This is a genomic window from Oceanobacillus sp. B139/18, from assembly GCF_055524595.1.
Map to the genome: position 1 here is coordinate 171,510 of NZ_JBVFXI010000007.1, position 17,307 is coordinate 188,816.

At 36.0% G+C, this 17,307-nt stretch carries 13 protein-coding genes and 1 pseudogene; 10 read left to right on the forward strand and 4 right to left on the reverse strand.

Translation table 11 applies throughout. The annotated features are described in order from the left end of the window. Window positions 1–113: 113 nt before the first annotated feature. A complete protein-coding gene (locus tag ACZSMY_RS18865) occupies window positions 114–1,304 on the reverse strand; it encodes a coenzyme F420-0:L-glutamate ligase (RefSeq protein ID WP_368901813.1) in 1,191 nt (396 codons plus the stop codon). A gap of 169 nt (window positions 1,305–1,473) precedes the next feature. On the opposite strand from ACZSMY_RS18865, the gene ACZSMY_RS18870 reads away from it, so the two are divergent. Then, a complete protein-coding gene (locus ACZSMY_RS18870; RefSeq protein WP_465148159.1) occupies window positions 1,474–2,376 on the forward strand; it encodes a LysR family transcriptional regulator in 903 nt (300 codons plus the stop codon). A 106-nt stretch (window positions 2,377–2,482) separates the two neighbouring features. Further along, the gene (locus ACZSMY_RS18875) at window positions 2,483–3,010 is read left to right on the forward strand and encodes an STM3941 family protein (RefSeq protein ID WP_042528776.1); all 528 of its coding nucleotides are present in this window, start codon (window positions 2,483–2,485) and stop codon (window positions 3,008–3,010) included. A gap of 125 nt (window positions 3,011–3,135) precedes the next feature. Here ACZSMY_RS18875 and ACZSMY_RS18880 read toward each other — a convergent pair whose 3' ends face one another. Then, a complete protein-coding gene (locus ACZSMY_RS18880; RefSeq protein ID WP_256705416.1) occupies window positions 3,136–4,368 on the reverse strand; it encodes a dicarboxylate/amino acid:cation symporter in 1,233 nt (410 codons plus the stop codon). Further along, window positions 4,346–5,215 carry a prephenate dehydratase gene (locus ACZSMY_RS18885; RefSeq protein WP_465148160.1) on the reverse strand — a complete coding sequence of 290 codons (870 nt, stop codon included), beginning with the start codon at window positions 5,213–5,215 and terminating at the stop codon, window positions 4,346–4,348. Before ACZSMY_RS18885 ends, ACZSMY_RS18880 begins: the two co-directional genes overlap by 23 nt. 461 nt (window positions 5,216–5,676) lie before the next feature. On the opposite strand from ACZSMY_RS18885, the gene ACZSMY_RS18890 reads away from it, so the two are divergent. The 6 genes from ACZSMY_RS18890 (at window position 5,677) to ACZSMY_RS18915 (ending at window position 11,946) form a co-directional block, all read left to right on the forward strand. Further along, on the forward strand, window positions 5,677–5,808 hold the full coding sequence (locus ACZSMY_RS18890) for a hypothetical protein (RefSeq protein ID WP_465148161.1): 132 nt from the start codon (window positions 5,677–5,679) through the stop codon (window positions 5,806–5,808). A gap of 212 nt (window positions 5,809–6,020) precedes the next feature. Then, window positions 6,021–6,905: a putative RNA methyltransferase gene (locus ACZSMY_RS18895; RefSeq protein WP_465148210.1), complete on the forward strand. Its 885-nt coding sequence runs from the start codon at window positions 6,021–6,023 to the stop codon at window positions 6,903–6,905. A gap of 331 nt (window positions 6,906–7,236) precedes the next feature. Continuing rightward, entirely contained in the window at window positions 7,237–8,256 is a 1,020-nt protein-coding gene (locus ACZSMY_RS18900) for a LacI family DNA-binding transcriptional regulator (protein WP_289585471.1), read from the forward strand. Window positions 8,257–8,576: 320 nt separating this feature from the next. Then, window positions 8,577–9,812, forward strand: a complete 1,236-nt coding sequence (locus tag ACZSMY_RS18905) for an MFS transporter (RefSeq protein WP_465148162.1) — start codon at window positions 8,577–8,579, stop codon at window positions 9,810–9,812. Window positions 9,813–9,824: 12 nt separating this feature from the next. Next, the gene (locus tag ACZSMY_RS18910; RefSeq protein WP_465148163.1) at window positions 9,825–11,012 is read left to right on the forward strand and encodes an MFS transporter; all 1,188 of its coding nucleotides are present in this window, start codon (window positions 9,825–9,827) and stop codon (window positions 11,010–11,012) included. Window positions 11,013–11,043: 31 nt separating this feature from the next. Beyond that, on the forward strand, window positions 11,044–11,946 hold the full coding sequence (locus ACZSMY_RS18915) for a quinate/shikimate dehydrogenase (protein WP_465148211.1): 903 nt from the start codon (window positions 11,044–11,046) through the stop codon (window positions 11,944–11,946). Window positions 11,947–12,144: 198 nt separating this feature from the next. On the opposite strand, the pseudogene ACZSMY_RS18920 reads toward ACZSMY_RS18915, so the two are convergent. Beyond that, window positions 12,145–12,579: pseudogene (locus ACZSMY_RS18920) on the reverse strand (family 1 glycosylhydrolase); the annotation flags it as partial. A 661-nt stretch (window positions 12,580–13,240) separates the two neighbouring features. Between ACZSMY_RS18920 and ACZSMY_RS18925 the strand changes: the two are divergent. Both ACZSMY_RS18925 and ACZSMY_RS18930 read left to right on the forward strand, forming a co-directional pair. Next, the gene (locus tag ACZSMY_RS18925) at window positions 13,241–14,716 is read left to right on the forward strand and encodes a hypothetical protein (RefSeq protein ID WP_465148164.1); all 1,476 of its coding nucleotides are present in this window, start codon (window positions 13,241–13,243) and stop codon (window positions 14,714–14,716) included. A gap of 747 nt (window positions 14,717–15,463) precedes the next feature. Continuing rightward, complete coding sequence (locus ACZSMY_RS18930) at window positions 15,464–17,233, forward strand: DUF262 domain-containing protein (RefSeq protein WP_455725755.1); 1,770 nt, start codon at window positions 15,464–15,466, stop codon at window positions 17,231–17,233. The last annotated feature ends 74 nt before the right edge of the window (window positions 17,234–17,307 follow it).

Consider the following 17,307-nt stretch of genomic DNA (forward strand, 5'->3'; position numbering starts at 1 on the left):
ATATTTAAATGAAAAAATAGCTGTAAACCTCATATAGACTTATTGCGGCCATACCATAAAAACAGGACAAAGGAGTTACTCTCCCTTGTCCTATAAGTTTTCCCTACCAACACTTATTTCGTATAATTATCAAAATACCCCTGAATAAAAACAATCGGCGTCCCTTTATCCCCACTGCCTGAAGTTAAATCAGACAACGACCCGATAAGGTCCGTCAGTCTCCGTGGGGTAGTTCCTTGTGCTTCCATTGCTCCAACCAAGTCATCCTGTTTCTCATTAATGTGTTTAGAGATTGCCTCTTTTAGCTCTTCCCCTTTTAAGTCAGCAAACTGGTTGTCAGCCAAGTACTTTAATTTAATTTCATTTGGTGTTCCTTCTAATCCAGTTGTGTAAGCAGGGGAAACAACCGGATCTGCCAGTTCCCATATCTTTCCTACAGGATCTTTGAATGCGCCATCGCCATAAATCATGACCTCAACCGTTTTACCTGTCTTTTCTTTCAGGATTTCTTGAATGGTGTCCACGACAGGCTGGCAATTGTGCGGGAATAATTTTACGCTATCTTCTGTTGCTTTATTTGAGCCTAGCAAGCCGTAAGCTTCGTTAAAGCCGCTTCCGTCAATGGATTCAGAAAGAATATTATCAAGGCTGTAAATTTTTTCGCCGCCGTTCGCCTTTAAAATTCGCTTCGTTCTTTCCCGTGAATGAATATCACAGCAAAGTACGCTCTTTGTGTGTTCCAAAATCGTCTTTGGATCATTTGAAAAGATGACTTCGCACTCGATTCCATATTCTTCAACCAGGGATTTGTAATAATCGATATAATCTACGCCTGTGAAGGTATGTTTATTGTAGCCAAAATGCTCCCGAAACTGCTTTTCAGTTAGAACATCTGTCCAAGGGTTTATCCCTTTTTCATCAAGTGTATCTAAATCCACTAAATGGTTGCCTACTTCATCGGAAGGATAGCTCAGCATTAACACGATTTTCTTCGCGCCTTTTGCGATTCCGCTGAGGCAAGTAGAAAAACGGTTACGGCTAAGGATCGGGAAGATCACACCGATGGTATCCTCTCCAAATTTAGTTTGAACATCGTTGGCAATATGGTCAATCGTAGCGTAGTTGCCTTGTGCACGTGCCACAACGGATTCCGTAACGGTGACAACATCTTTATTCTGAATAGTAAAGCCTTCAACCTCTGCTGCTTTTAATACACTATCCGCAACAATCTCCTCAATGTTATCTCCCGTATTGATGATGGGACAACGCAGTCCTCTGGCGATAGTTCCTACAACTCTTTCCACAATCATTCGCTCCTTCTTGGTAATGTTGCTATATTCTATAAAATATTCACTTGTTGAAAAGTATTTTACTAATACACTAACAATCTAAACAGTCTCCTCTTGTAATATACGGCTTTTCATGATATAAGTAAAGTCAATATATCTAATACGGGGTATAAGGGTGAGTTATATGACAGGCAAATTGGATTTATATTATCTTTTTTATACGGTTGGTAAAAATAAAAGCTTTTCGAAAGCGGCTAAAGAGCTGTATATGTCCCAGCCGGCAATAAGCCAATCCATGGCACAATTAGAGAAGGAATTAGATACAAGGCTGTTTAATCGGCTGTCTAAAGGTGTAACGCTAACGGATGAAGGAAATTTATTGTTTGAATATGTCAGTTCAGCACTTCAATTTATACAAGCTGGGGAAGAAAAGCTTTTAGAATTTAAAAATTTAATCATTGGAGAACTTAAAATAGGGGTCAGCGATACCATTTCACGATTTTTTCTGCTTCCCTATCTAGAAACATTTCATAATCGGTATCCAAATCTCAAATTCAAAATAGTCAATGGGACCACATGGGAAATCATAGCTGCTTTAAAAGCAGGAGAAGTGAACATCGCTATCTGTAATCTCCCCGTTGACGATAAGTTCTTAGAAGTGAAGCCTTTATTGGAGATTCAGGATACCTTCGTATATGGAGAAAAATATCGGGGAGTATTATCTAAACCAATTGAACCGGAAGAATTGGTTCATTTTCCGCTTATTTTATTGGACAATTCCAATTCCCGGAGATATGTCGAAGAATTTTTTCTTACAAAAGGAATTAAAATCCAGCCGGAATTTGAGCTGGGTTCCCATGAACTGCTGTTAGAATTTGCTAAGATTAATCTTGGCGTTGCTTGCGTCACAAAAGAATTCTCTGAACAGTTTATGAGAGAAGGCCTGCTTGATGAAGTGATTTTAACGGAACCTATACCTAAAAGAAGTATTGGCATATGTTATTTAAAAAATGTTCCTTTAAATCGAGCTGCAGAAAGGTTTGTGGACATTATGGAAGAAAATAAGAGGAATTTCAAATGGCAATAGGTGTACCATTCGTTTGGGTAATATGAGAAGATGTACGCAGCACAAAATAAGATGATTTTAATATTTGAGAATCTATTAAACAACCGTAACCATAGGAGGTAAGTAAATGAATGATCATTTTATAGTAATGGCGAAAAAGGGCAGGATGGTCATGCTGACTATTTTTTCGCTCGTGTTTGTTGCGCTGGGCATAATCATTTTATTAGTCCCGTTTAATGAACCAATGTTACCCATGGTGATAGGGATTCTTGCCATTTTAGTATTCGGGCTTTGTTTCCTGTATTATGTTAAAGCACTTGCCAAAAGGGAACCAGCCGTCATGATTACAAAAGAGGGAATCATCGATAATTCCAGTTACATTCGAGCAGGTCTCGTCAAATGGGAGGAAATTGAAGCAATTGATTTTTTAAACTTTTCAGGTCAGGTATTTCTTGGTATTTTTACATATGATCCTGAATTGATTATTAACCGGTCAAGCGGAATAAAGAAAGTATTTAACCGATTAAACAAAGGGCTGTTGCCATCTCAAGTGAACATTCCTTTTAAGAATTTGGATTGTTCTGCGGAGGAGCTGTTGAATGCTATTGGCGAACGTTGGGATACAGCGTTGAAGGAAGAAAGCAAAAAAGAATGAAGCCAAAAAGCTGTCAGCAGAAATGATTGGAAAATACATGAAAAAAGAGGAATGTTACATCTAAACACGATGTGACATTCCTCTTCTGTCTTTTAGGCTGATTCAGCCCCAGCTCTCTACATTTGTTACGATTTCCGAGCTTTTAATTTTACATTCCGTTTCTCCTCCGATTTATCAATCAGGACTGCTGCAGTGGCATCGCCGGTGATATTCATGGTCGTATAAGCCATATCGAGTAACCGATAGATGGCTGCGATAGGACCCATCAATTCGATCGGCAGGTTAAGAAGTGTCAGGAACGATGCCCCGAGTACAATTCCGCCGCCTGGAATACCGGGGGCTGCCATATTTAAAATTGTTGCAATCATAACGAGATAAATAATTTGACCGACACCGAGAGGGATATCATAAAAGTCAGATACAAAGACAGCGAGCAGGCTAAATGATACTGCTCCGCCGGCCATATTAATGGTCGTCCCCAATGGTACAACAAAGTTCGTAATGGATTCGGAAACTTTAAAATCATTTCTGGTTACCCGCATGGTTGTCGGCATCGTTACAGCAGAGCTTGTAGTGGATAGCGATACCAGCCACACTTTATAAATGCCCTTAATAAAATCAATCGGATTGAATTTAGTATATAACCAGACTGGAATTAACATCACCAGGATAAATACGACAATACATGCGAAATATGCTGTGAAAATATATAATCCAAGTGCAGAGAAAATGCCGGCACCATATTCAGCAATGGCGTAGGCCATCAGAAAAATAATTCCAATCGGTGTGAGCTCCATGATGAAATCAAGAATTTTAAAGATGACTTTGGACAAGCTGTTGATAAACGTTTTGACTGGATCCGCCTCTTTCCCAACGATAACAATGGCTACCGAGAAAATAACGGTGAATAAAATAGTCGCAAAAATATCACCCTCAGAAATTGCCTGAAATAGATTGCTTGGTACGATATTCATAAAGAAATCTGCGACACTTGGTTCGGTAATTTCCCCGTCATATCCGACGCCGGCATCCATATTAATCCGCTGACCAGGACGAATCAGGTAGGAAATGACTAAGCTGATGGCTGCGGTGGTAATAAACATGGCAACAAAGACAACAATACTTTTAAAGCCAATTCGGCCGAGATCACTGGAACTGCCAATATTAATAATCCCAGTGGAGACGGCTACAAAAATAATGGGAATAATCATCATCTGAATTAAATTTAAGTAAATATCGCCGATAAATTTTGCTTGAATCGAGAATTCGGGTAAAAGGATACCGAATAGGATTCCGAGCCCGAACCCAATCGCAATTCGGGTGAATAAGTGTTTTTTAGCGGTTAACAAGTTTTTCATGCTGTAAGGCTCCTTTGTATGCTGGGATTTTACCTTTACGGTAATTACCTAAAATATTTATATAGGTGCAGCTATCTTCTAACTCCTTTAATGCCATATGGAGTTCCTTATGACTGGCACCGTTATCGATATCGATAAAGAATCCATATGCGAACGGTTCCGATTGAACGGGACGGGGCATCAAGTAGAGTACATCAATCGCATGCTTTTTAAAAATGTGTAACATATCGCTTAGTAAGCTGGTGCTGTGATTGGCTTCGACATACATTGATGTTTTATCCTGTATTTGATTCACTAGCTCCTTTTTCTTTTTAAAAAATAAGAAACGCGTCGTATTGAATGGATTGTCATTAATATTTTCCTGCATCACAGTCATGCCGTACAATGCTGCAGCATGGCTGCCTGCGATGCTGGCGATGGTATGATCCGCTGCATGCTTCACCATTTCCACCGCACCAGCTGTATCCATATAGTCAATGACCTCGATATGCGGGTACTGGCTTAAATAGGTATCGCATTGTTTAAGTGCTTCCGGATGTGAATACACTTTTGTGATTTCCGAAAGCTCTATGGGATGCTTTGTAATGAGTGCATGATCAATTTTTACATAGATTTCATCCGTAGCGGTGACATCTACATACTTCAATAAATCAATCGTTCTAGTAATCGGACCGCTTGTTGCGTTTTCTACTGGCAGCGCAATATAGTCAACCTCCTCATGGAGCAATGCATCCACTAATAATGGAAAGGTAGGATACCCCTTCGTCTGATAATTATTTCCTTCACTAAACTTTTGGCATGCAATCGTACTGTAGCTGCCTTCCACGCCTTGATAACCAATTAACAATCTATTCACTCCTCTATTGATAATAAAAAAGACCATTTATGCTTCTGCCGCTGGAATAGGAGAAACGTAAATGGTCTAAAAAATATAAAAAACCAGCCACTTCGATTTCTCCTGTGACTGGTTAAACATGTTTACATGCTAATCAGCCATCTTAGATATAGGTCGTCTATATCCGTGATGGCATATAGACGCTATCTAAAATAGCTAAAAAAGAAACGATTTAATTGTTGGGATGGATGCTTTAACATAATAACCACTCGAATCTTTTAATTGTTAAATAGATTCTAACGATTTGTTGGTGTGTTGTCAATACGAACAGTCAGGAATTTTGGCTAAAGGATAGGGAGTCATTGCATAGGCGTTCTGCAAAGAGCAAAAAAACCAATGATATTTCTCTGCAGCTAGGGTTATAATCTAATTATAGTAACTTAATCTAAAGGATGCATGAGAATGTAAGTAAATTGTATATCGAAAACAAGGAATGGGATATGCTGCTCCTCGATCTGATGCTGCCGGGAGTGGCAGGGGAACAAATCCTTACAAAGGAAGGTCAAGCCGTTGAACGAAGCAAGGCTTGTTTGCTCTTGTTATAAAAACTTGATAAACTATTAATGGCATGATTGCCAGTTTTTATTCAGAGGAGAGCCTTTCCATGATTATTCAATTCATTCGTTATAGATAGTAAAAGGTATAGACTGCATGCAAACCCAGTTTATTTTTTTAAAAATAAAACCAGGGTTTATTTGTCTATGCCTTTTTCATTTATCTATAAAAACGAATGAATGAGGTGTCTGCTTTGTCTAAAATGACAAAAAAAGTAAAAAGCGCAACATATGTAAGCGAATTGGAATCCATTTTCAAGTGTCCTATTTGTGAAGCATCGATGAACGTATTTGAATTAAAAAGTTTCATTTGCTCCAACAATCATACGTTTGATTTCACGAAACAAGGATATATTAACTTAACGACACACCCGATGAAAACGAAGTACAGCAAAGAGCTTTTTGAGGCACGAAGGAAGCTTATTGCAGAGGATAAATTCTTTGAGCCGCTTATTCAAGCAATTGCCGAAATGATAGGAAGGCAAGCTGATAAAGATAAAGAACCATTATTCATACTTGATACTGGATGCGGTGAAGGTTCCCATCTAGCTAATGTATGCGACAAGGTTAGTTCGGAGTTTGAAAATACAGTAACAGGAGTAGGAATTGATATTTCTAAAGAAGGTGTATTAGCAGCCGCCAAGAACTACGCTAATCAGATTTGGACGGTAGCAGATCTTGCCAATACGCCGTTTAAGGATAGACAGTTTGATGTGCTTCTTAATATCTTATCACCCTCCAATTATGCAGAATTTAATAGACTATTGAGAGCGGATGGTTTAGTGATTAAAGTTGTTCCACGAAGCGGCTATCTAAAAGAAATAAGAGAGGTTTTATTTGATAAACCCGTAAAGCAGGATTACTCCAATACAGAGACGGTTGATCGTTTTAACGAAAACTTTCGCATCATGGATAGTTTCAGGGTGTATTATACCAGGAAACTTAACAATCCATCTATTCAATCGTTGATGCAAATGACTCCTTTAACGTGGTCAGCCAAGGAGGAACGAATAAAATTATTTGCAGAAAGAGAAATAGCTGAAATCACCGTGGATTTAGAAATAATAATTGGCAGGAAAACAAATTAAATCACATAATATATTGGTTGCGTCAGCTAAATAGACGAGAGATTTTTGGTCTCTCGTCTAATTTTTATATTTTAGTCTGAGCATTTCTAATCTCTGTACAAAAAGGGAAAACCAGAGCCGGGTAACAGATCCGATATACATCGCAAAAATAGGTTATTTTAAATGACGAAACGCCATTTGAATAAAAAAATGTTATATTAGATATATAAACTTTCCAGAAAAAATAATAAAATCGAACCTTACATATGTGTTTAAACTCGTGTATGAAAGAGGACCTTTTGAAAGTAAAGGTCGCGTTTATTGGTTGATTAGATGGAAGAGGTGATGAACGTTGAAAAAACCTAAAAAGAATGTGCGTGTTACGTTACAAGAGGTGGCAGATCATGCTGGCGTATCGACGACGACCGCTTCTTTAGTCGTTAGAAATAACCCAAGAATATCAGAAGCTACCCGAAATAAAGTATTAGCATCTATGGAAGAATTGGGATACGTTTATGACAGAGTAGCTGCCAATATGCGTTCTCAGAATTCCAATATCATTGGGGTCATCGTTACGGATATTGCAAATAAATTTATTTCAGAATTTTTGATAGGTGTACAAAATACACTGGAGGGCTTCGGTTATACAGTATTGCTTGGTACAACCTTTGATTCCGTGGAAAAACAACAAAAATTAATATCGACGATGGTAGAGCATCGAGTAGATGGGCTGATTCTTAACCCCGCCTCGAGAAGTGTTGGTAAAACAGCAAAACAGTTAAATGATTTGAAAATTCCTTTAGTGCTTGCTAATCGGGAATTAACCGATGTGCATGCAGATTATGTAGGGATTGATTATCCAGAAGGAACGTATAAAGCAATAAGTCATTTAATCAGCAAAGGACATGAAAAAATAGCCTTTTTAGGCGGGGTGAAAAATTCTTCCACATGGACAGAAAGAATGGAAGGCTACCGGATGGCGCATGAAAATGCTAACCTGACGCTTGATGAATCCCTTGTCATTGACAGTGAACCAACCGATAAAGGTGGCGAAGAAGCAGCTTTAAAGATGCTGGATTTACCGGAGATCCCTACTGCTATTTTTTGTTTTAGTGATTTAATAGCTTTTGGCGTGATGAAGGTGTTAACTCAAAAAGGGATCGTGATTGGACGTGACATCGATATTGTAGGATTTGATAATATTCCCGAAGCAGAAATATATCATCCGCCATTAACGACGGTTTCTTCCTATCCTAAATCTATTGGGAATCAGGCGGCAAAGCTTCTACATAGTAAAGTAAAACGTGAGAGTGAGGAAATGCATCGCGTGATACTTAAGCCGCAGCTCGTTATCAGAGAAACATCTAAATAATCGATAAATAAAGAGAGGACTTTCCTGTTCGTATAGGAAGGTTCTCTCTATTTTTGAGAAGGAAAATAGAGAGTATTTGAAGTGAAGAAAGTGAAAGACGTCACAATGTTGACACAAAAAAACTGCAGGAGTATAGTGGGTTTCGTTGTTTAAGTATATCGTTATACCAAAAAACACCTAAATTTATTCTTTTATTAGGTTTGTTTTATTTTACTTTTTAGTATATCGATATACTAATGAGTTTAAAAACTATCGTACCAACTATATAGGAGGGTGAGAGGAACTTTCTATAAGAGAGCACATTGCAAAGGAGAAACGTCATGAAGCATCCATACTTAAATATGGGAGTAGGGATTTATCTAAGTTATTTGCTTTTAGGAATGGTCAATATCGTATTGGCATCAAATATGAGCTTTTTATCGGAACGTTTGGATGTTTTCCGGACAGACATCAGTTTGCTGATCTCTGTTGTCGGGATTGGCCACTTGCTTAGTATCAATATTGCAGGTAAGCTGTCGGATCGCTACGGAAGAAAGCCATTACTCATATCGGCTGCCATACTTTATGCTGTATTCCTTATAGGGGTGCCGACAACCACTCATTTCGCATTGGCTATGTTTTTCGCTTTGTTTGCAGGCGTAAGTAATTCATTATTGGACGCTGCTTCCTATCCAGCGCTTAATGAAGGGTTTAAAGAAGCAGCGGGCACAGCAACGGTTTTGATTAAAGCATTTATGTCCATAGGAGCTGCACTTCTTCCTGTATTCATCGCATTTTTGATATCCCAAGACATGTTTTTCGGATATGCATTCTTCCTGCCGGCGATCGTATTTATTGGCCTGGGATTTTACTTCATTCCCGTCCGGTTTCCGACTGTTAACGGGGAGAAGCGTAAGGAAGAAATGGACAAGGAGAACGTCGAAAAGCAAGCTTCCAACCCGCATAGCTGGAAGGAAGGCACAGCTATCGTATTGATTGGATTTTTTTCCGTTTCCATGACCATTGTCATTCAGACTTGGCTGCCTACGTTTGGCCAAGAAATGATTGAGCTGAATGAAAATAATGCAGTAAGGTTGCTCAGCTTTTACAGTGTTGGCGGGCTTATTTCTGTTTTACTGCTTGCTTGGTTATTGAAAAGAATTATCAAACCGATCACCGCAATGATGTTCGCGCCGAGTGTTGCTGCCATCTTTGTTTTTGCGCTGCTGTTTGCTCATGACTCCTCGCTCGTACCGTTCATTGCGTTCTTTCTGGGGTTATCTACCTCTGGGATTTACCAGCTGGCCATGACGGTGATGATTCAAATGTTTCCAAATAACAAAGGAGTCAGTGTTTCCTATGTTAGTGCTGCTGCGAGTGTGGCCTTCATGGTTATCCCTTATATCACGGGATTGCTGACAAAGCATATCGGGATATCCTCGGTATTCTATCTAGAATTAGTCATAACCATTGTGAGTACAGCTTTAGCAGTCTATCTATCCAGAAAGATCAAGCTGTTCTCGAAAAGTTACCAAAGAGATATAAATAATAAATTTAAATATCTGCAAAAATTTTAGAGGTGAGAAAAAATGAAAAATCCATACATTAAAACGTCGTTTGGAATGTACTTGAATTACTTCATGCTAGGAATGATCAATATTATCATTGCTTCCAACATGGGTAACTTATCAGCAAACTACGATCAACCAGTCGAACGCATCAGTTTGCTGGTATCTGCCATTGGTATTGGGAAGCTGGTTGCATTATTCTTTGCCGGCCGGCTCTCCGATAAGTTAGGGCGAAAGCCGATTATTATTACCGGGAGCTTTTTATACCTGCTGTTCTTAATCGGTATACCATTGCTGTCAAGCTACCCGGTGGCTTTCGCCTTAGCAATAACCGCAGGGATTGCGAATTCCTTATTAGACTCAGGAACCTATCCGGCTCTAATCGAATCATTTCCAAAGCAATCAAGTTCAGCTACGGTCCTGGTTAAAGCAATGGTATCCATTGGCGCGACCTTATTACCAGTTATCCTGGCGTTTCTAGCATCTCATGATCTTTCATGGGGCTGGTCATTCTACTTATTAGCAGTCTTATTCTTAATAAGTGGTATGTATTTAATCTTTATGCCATTCCCGGCAGTCAATACGAATGACAAAAATGAGAAAACAAGCGAAGCCCAAGATAATCGTTTTAAAGAGAAACCAAAGTTTTGGGGAGAAGGACTGGCAATCATCCTTATCGGGTTTACGTCTACGGCCTTGTTTGTCGTTTGGCAGACATGGCTTCCGGAGCTGGGTACAGGTTTCATGGACTTAAGTGAAAATGTCGCTGTACAGCTTTTAAGTTATTTCAGTATAGGTGCATTGGTATCTGTTCTCCTGTTAGCTGTCGTATTGGACAAATTTATTAAGCCGATAACGATCATGATCATCTACCCGGCAGTTGCTTTTGTATCCATGCTAATGCTTTTCTTTGTTCATTCTTATCCAGTTGTTATCATATCTACATTTATCCTTGGACTATCAACTTCTGGTATTTTCCAATTGGCAATCAGTGTGATGACAGACTTCTTTGTAGAGAACAAAGGAACAACCACATCTTACGTAAATATAGCAGGAAGCGTCGCTTTCATACTCGTCCCAATCATCACAAGCTCTTTGGTTGGAGGAATTGGTATTTCCATGACATTAGTATTTGACATGGTCATCGCGGTATTAAGTATTTTACTTGCTGTATTTGTACTTTATCGAGGCAGGAAAGTACTCAATTAATAAAATAAAATTTAAAGGAGATAGAAACATGATGAATAATGATAAAAACCTTGCAAAAATTAACGGTAAAACAAAACTTGTAGGATTGCTGGCTACCCCAATCGGGCACAGCATTTCGCCTGAAATGCATAATTTGGGATACACCATTGGCGGTTTGAATTATGCATACTTAGGCTTTGAAGTAGGGACAGAAAACCTTAAAACAGCGGTAGAAGGCATGAAAGCAATCGAAGCAGCAGGATTCAATGTATCCATGCCAAATAAAATGGAGGTCATCCAGTATCTAGATGAAGTGGATGACAGTGCGAAATATGCACATGCCAGCAATACCGTCGTAAACAGAGACGGCAAGCTGATCGGGTATAATACAGATGGGTTAGGATATGTGAAAAACCTGGAAGAACATGGTGTGAAATTGGAAGGTCAAAAAGTCACCCTGGTCGGTTCCGGAGGTGTTGCAACACCAATAGCTATTCAATTAGTACAATCCGGTATCAAAGAAATTAGTATCTTTGCCAGAGACGACAAGTTCTTCCCGCAAGCAGAAGAAAATGTATCCTATATCAACAACGAGATGGCTCATTTCGGAGTTAAAGCAAACATTTTTCCTTTAGAAGATAAAGAAACTTTCCGTAAAGAAATAGCCGAAAGTGCTGTTCTGGCAAATGCTACAAGCTTAGGGATGAAACCACTGGATGAAATGAGTATTCTGGATGACCTTACAGATGTACTGCGTGAGGATTTAGTTGTAACGGATGTGGTCTATAACCCGCAAAAAACAAAATTGTTAGCACAAGCTGAAGAGGCTGGAGCTACAGCAATTAATGGCCTTGGAATGGTTTTATGGCAAGGCGCTTTGGCTTATAAACTATTTACTGGGGAAGATATGGCGATTGAGGAAGTTAAAAAACAATTGTTTGATGAAATCTTATAATTGTAAGAGGGTTACTGGAAATAATGAAAAAGCTGTCGAGGGGATCGGCAGCTTTTTGTTTAAGATTAAACTGTTCCTATTCCTGAAGTTTTGAATTCACCTCATCAAGCGGGTGGATATAAACACTTTCTATTAACAACTATGGCGGGATTTTTGTATATGAATTCTATACCTTTTTCATTTATCTATAAAACGAATGAATGAGTCAAGCATTTCAAACAAGTGAACAGGAACATCAAAGTGTGCAAGTGTAGCGACAGGTTACATGCCATGCTTTTTCAACTCAGCGAATAAAGTATCGTAAAAGCGCAACGATTCCTCATTCGGAGTTTCCTCTGCTCCTGTTGAAAAAATACGTACCCAGGATATAGAAAAACGTAAAGCTTTAAAGCCCATCTTAGCAAACAAGGCTGCATCTGATTTATAGTGATTGTAGAAATTAATTGTTTCATGTGATGGATGTTCCCCTTCTAATGGCTCAAAAGAAGATACGTAACCTTTTATGATCAGACCGTGCTTTTCTCAAGTCGGTATTAAATCAACGATTGTTAATCCCTTGCCGTCTTCAAGATAAGCTCCCTCTACCTGGTTAGCGGTCATTGCTCGACTGACATAAACTCTACTTCCATTCATTTAAAATTAAATAACAACAAAGGATAATATCTAAAAAAACTGAAAAAATAAGTTACGTTAAAAGTGCTTTATCTCGTCAGGTTATGCCCACTAAAGGTAACATTCCTTTATGTTATATGCGTTTATTTTTGTGCAATTTTAAAATATCAGTTAACTATTGGTGGTCAACGGAAAGGAAGAGAAGATTGAGAGGAGAGATAATAGATATATATTTTAAAGAGAATTGAGAATGAGTTTAGGTATAATAGATAACTTTTTCTGTTAAATATGGTAGTATAGAAGGGAATTATAATGAGAAATATTTTTCTTAAATAAAAGTTAATGCTTTTTTATTTAATACTTGTGCCTTTTATTTGTTTGGGACACAGACAGGGTAGCTAGTTTACTTATGGAACCTGACTTTTGGTATTTTATTCATGTTGGTAAAGGTTTAAAGAATAGTGACTTTATCTTTCTAAATAAAAAAAGTGTCTATTATTATATAAAGGTTACAATATATAATCTTGACTTTAGGGAGTGGGGTTATGAATATAAACAATAAAGAGATAGTTGTAATTGATGTTAAATATAGTAAAAAAGCTTTTATATAAAAACAAATAATTTAATTACTTTACTCTTGTAAATTGCATGAAATGTATTTACGATAACGGGAGGGATTGATTTGAAAGTTAGTGAATATTTTGGAATAAATAGAACACAAAATGAATTAGATTTTGTTGATATAGATTTTGAAAACGATGTGCCACTCTTTTTAGATCCTTATTTCTTATCTATCAGGGAGGATAGATGGTCACAATTGGCAAATGCGACTTTAGAAAATTTTTTTCAGCATATTCTTACTCTGTTTAGAGCGGGGGAAATAGAGGCTGCTCGAAATAACTTTAGATTCACAGAACCTTATGAAACTTGCCTTGGCTTGTCAAAAGTCGGGGTGAAAGGTAAAAGTTTAGGGGAAGAGGATGCTACAAAACTTTTTCAATATATTTTAGAAAGTAGAGCACTGGAAGATGGTTTGATTTCTAATGTTAATGAAATCAAAATTTTTGTGGATAATATTTCTCATGATAAAATATCAGATCTATGTACAAATGTGATTCGTAGACATTTAATTGAGTATACAAAACAACAATGTGATTTATACGGCATCTCTTTGCAAACTGAAATTGCAACAAAAGAATATTGGGATCCAGATAGAATAGCTTGGATTTCAAGTTATGAAGAAATGTTGGTAGTAGAAGCAAAGCCAATTTTGCTAGTCCCTAAGTCGATAGTTTGTAGAAAAAGAGGCTTTTACTATGATTCAGAACAATATGCCCGTCATTTCGTATTGAATTTTTTAGTGAATGAAGAATTAAGATTGAATACTAGCTTAGTTAAAAGAAAAAAATTAAAAAGTGGAGAAACTAAGGTAACGATATCCAAAAAAGATGTTGCTGATAAGTATAATGCATATAGCAAAGAATACTTAAGACGGTTTACAAGAGAACACCCAAGCTATTTTGAAAAATTTAAATTACAAGCTAAGAGTGAGTTATCATCGTTAACAAATGAAGAAATATTAGAAGATCACAGTAATGAACTTTACTTTGATATTATTGATAGATTAATCAATGAATTCTCTGAAATTAAGCTTGGAGCAAGTGAGGCTAATAAGTTTCATGATCATATTATTGCATGTATGAACTTTTTGTTTTATCCTAATCTAACTAACCCTGTAAAAGAGCAAGAAATTCATCAAGGGCGGAAAAGAATTGATCTTGCATACAATAATGCTTCACAAGAAGGATTTTTTTATAATTTACAAACAGTTAAAGATATACCTTCAGCATTTTTATGTGTCGAATGCAAAAACTATACAAAGGATGTTACTAACCCTGAGTTAGATCAGCTTAATGGACGGTTTTCTGCTAATAGAGGAAAAGTTGGTTTTATGGTTTTTCGTAGTTGTCAGAAAGAATCTGTTCTTATACAAAGATGTACAGATTATTATAATGATAATAAAAATCTGATTCTACCAATGCAAGATAAAGATTTTATTGATATTCTATCTAAGTTAAAAGAAAACACGTTTGATAGAAGTAATCAACCGCAGGAAATATTTTTACAAAAACTAACACAAAGAATCATTATGAATTAAGAAAATTCATAAAAATGAAGAGAGGATTAGGTAAATAAAATGAGAATGTAGTTGATAATTTTGATATCGTGATAAAAGAATATTATATGGTGAAAAGAAAATACTAACGTAATTTTCTTTGACAATCATAAATAGATAGACTATTAAACCATATATAGTTGTGCTGGGAAAGTATTGAAGACATCCCTATACACATTAGAGTTTAGATTTTTAAAAGGGCTTTACGGGAATTTTTGTAAACTTGAATAATTTCTACTTTAAACAATTAAAAAGTATGGATAAAAAAGATATATTTAGAGTAGAATATGAGTTTTAGTCAATAATTAATATACTTTTTTATGAGTTTGAGATGACTTCATTCTTAGCAATGACTACTCGTCAATATTTATGTCCAAGCTTACCAGTTTTATCAGGTAGATGTTTTAGGGGCAGTAATTGAATATACGTCGAGATCAATGAAACTTTTACTAAGAAGCCTTTACCAGTATTATTTGCATATAAAACTGAGGTTAATCAATTAGATAATATTAACAGACTAGAAGAAAAGACATTTGATATTGTATTCTATGCGGATGGGTAACTCTCGTTCTAAAATCTATTAATGAGATGGAAAATTAATAATCCGTTATTCGGAAAGAAATTACATAGATGTTAATATTCCCACTTGGCATTTTAAACAAGTTTTAATAAAAATTCCTTTATTATAAGGTGTGCTAAATTTAAAGTTAATTAAAAAGGAGAATAACGATGGATTTTGATGCAAGAAGTAACAGTATAAAAGGGCTATTAACGGCTACAAGACTCTATCGAATCCCAAGATTTCAAAGGGATTTTTCGTGGGAACAAAATAATTATGATGAATTCTTGAACGATATGTTATTCCAAATAAATTTTACAGATTCAAAATTTAAGGCCTCTCAATATTATTTAGGAAATATGCTGTTTTTAGGGGAGAAAGATGAGGATTTTGTGGAAGTTATTGATGGTCAGCAAAGGTTAACGACAATAACAATTTTATTAGCAGCATTAAGAAATACTTTATTTTCTATATCTACTGAAAAAGATGATTCAGCTCATGCTTATGCTGAAACTATTCAAAATGAATATTTAATTAAGAAGATAGATGGAGAAAATAAAAGAAAATTACATACAATGTCTAGTTATCCCTACTTTACTCAAACTATTCAAGATTATAAAACTAAAAATGGTGATGTTGAACCTCAAACTGAAGAAGAAGAATTATTAAAAAAAACATTCACCTTTTTTTGTAACATACTTAAAAAAGATAAATACCTAAAGAAAATAAATACTTTACATAAGATAAAAATTGAAGAAAAAGATTATATAGAAGCACTGAAGATATTGAGAGATCAAGTATTAAAATCTGAAGTTATTGAAGTATTTGTGTCAGATAGAGAACAAGCCAATAAAATATTTGAAAATATTAATTCAAAGGGGAAACCTCTCTCTCAGGTAGATCTTATTAAAAACTCTATTTTTAGTAGGATTGAAATTACTGAAGGCGGCGTTGATGAAATGTCAAACAGTTGGACAGAATTCCATAAAAAGATTAGTGGTGTTGACACAGATTTCAATGAGTTCTTTTTACATTATTGGAAAGCTTTTCATCCCAAAGACAGTGCAAATGGGCGTAATCTTTATAATAAATTCATCAAAAAATATGGTGTATATACAACAAAAGAAGAAATTCAAACACTAATTACAGATATCAAAAAATCATTAGATATCTACGTAGAACTTATAAAACCTGATGCTAATAATTATCGTCGACAGGAAAAAAAAGCTGAAGAAGAGTTTCTTACATCTATAACTCTTTTTAAAGGAGTCCAGGTTCGTGTAGCACTTCTTTCATTATATAAAACTAAAATCCAATTGAGCCAGAAAGAGAAAATAAAATTCTTGAAATTTTTGAGTGATTTTCATTTCGCTGCTTTTGGGACTAGCTTGAAAATTCGGTCTAATAAAACTAGCCAACCATATAGAAAATTTTCTACATCTATGGCTAAGGCTAAAGACAAAAAAGACGTTCTCGAAGCTATTCAAAAGTTAAAGAGTTCTCTATTAGAATTACTAACTAAGGAAGCTTTTATAGAAGCATTTAAAGATTTAAGGTTTGATAAAAAAGAAGCTAGGTTAGGTTTCTCTTCTTTTCCTGCTCAGTATGCTATTAAGCAAATATCTAACCAATTAGAAGGAAGATTATTTAACGATAGTGATTATTCAATTGAACACATAATAGATGAAAGTATAGATGAAACAAATGTTAATATTGGTAACTTAATAGTTTTAGAAAATAAATATAATCAAGAGGTTAATAGTTTAAAGCAAAAAAATCATGGGGAAATAGAATATACACAAAAGTTACATATTTATAATCAAAGTAAATATAAAATGATGCAAGATTTTATTAAAGAATATAATGCGTTTTCAACTGAAGATATTGATAAAAGAGCCATACAGTTAGCAGAAATTTTCTGGTCCTTCTTCAATAAATAATATGTCCTGTTTAATTAAGGAACCTTCTTCAGTAAATGGGTTTAAAAGAATGTTAAATATAAAAAAAGGATATT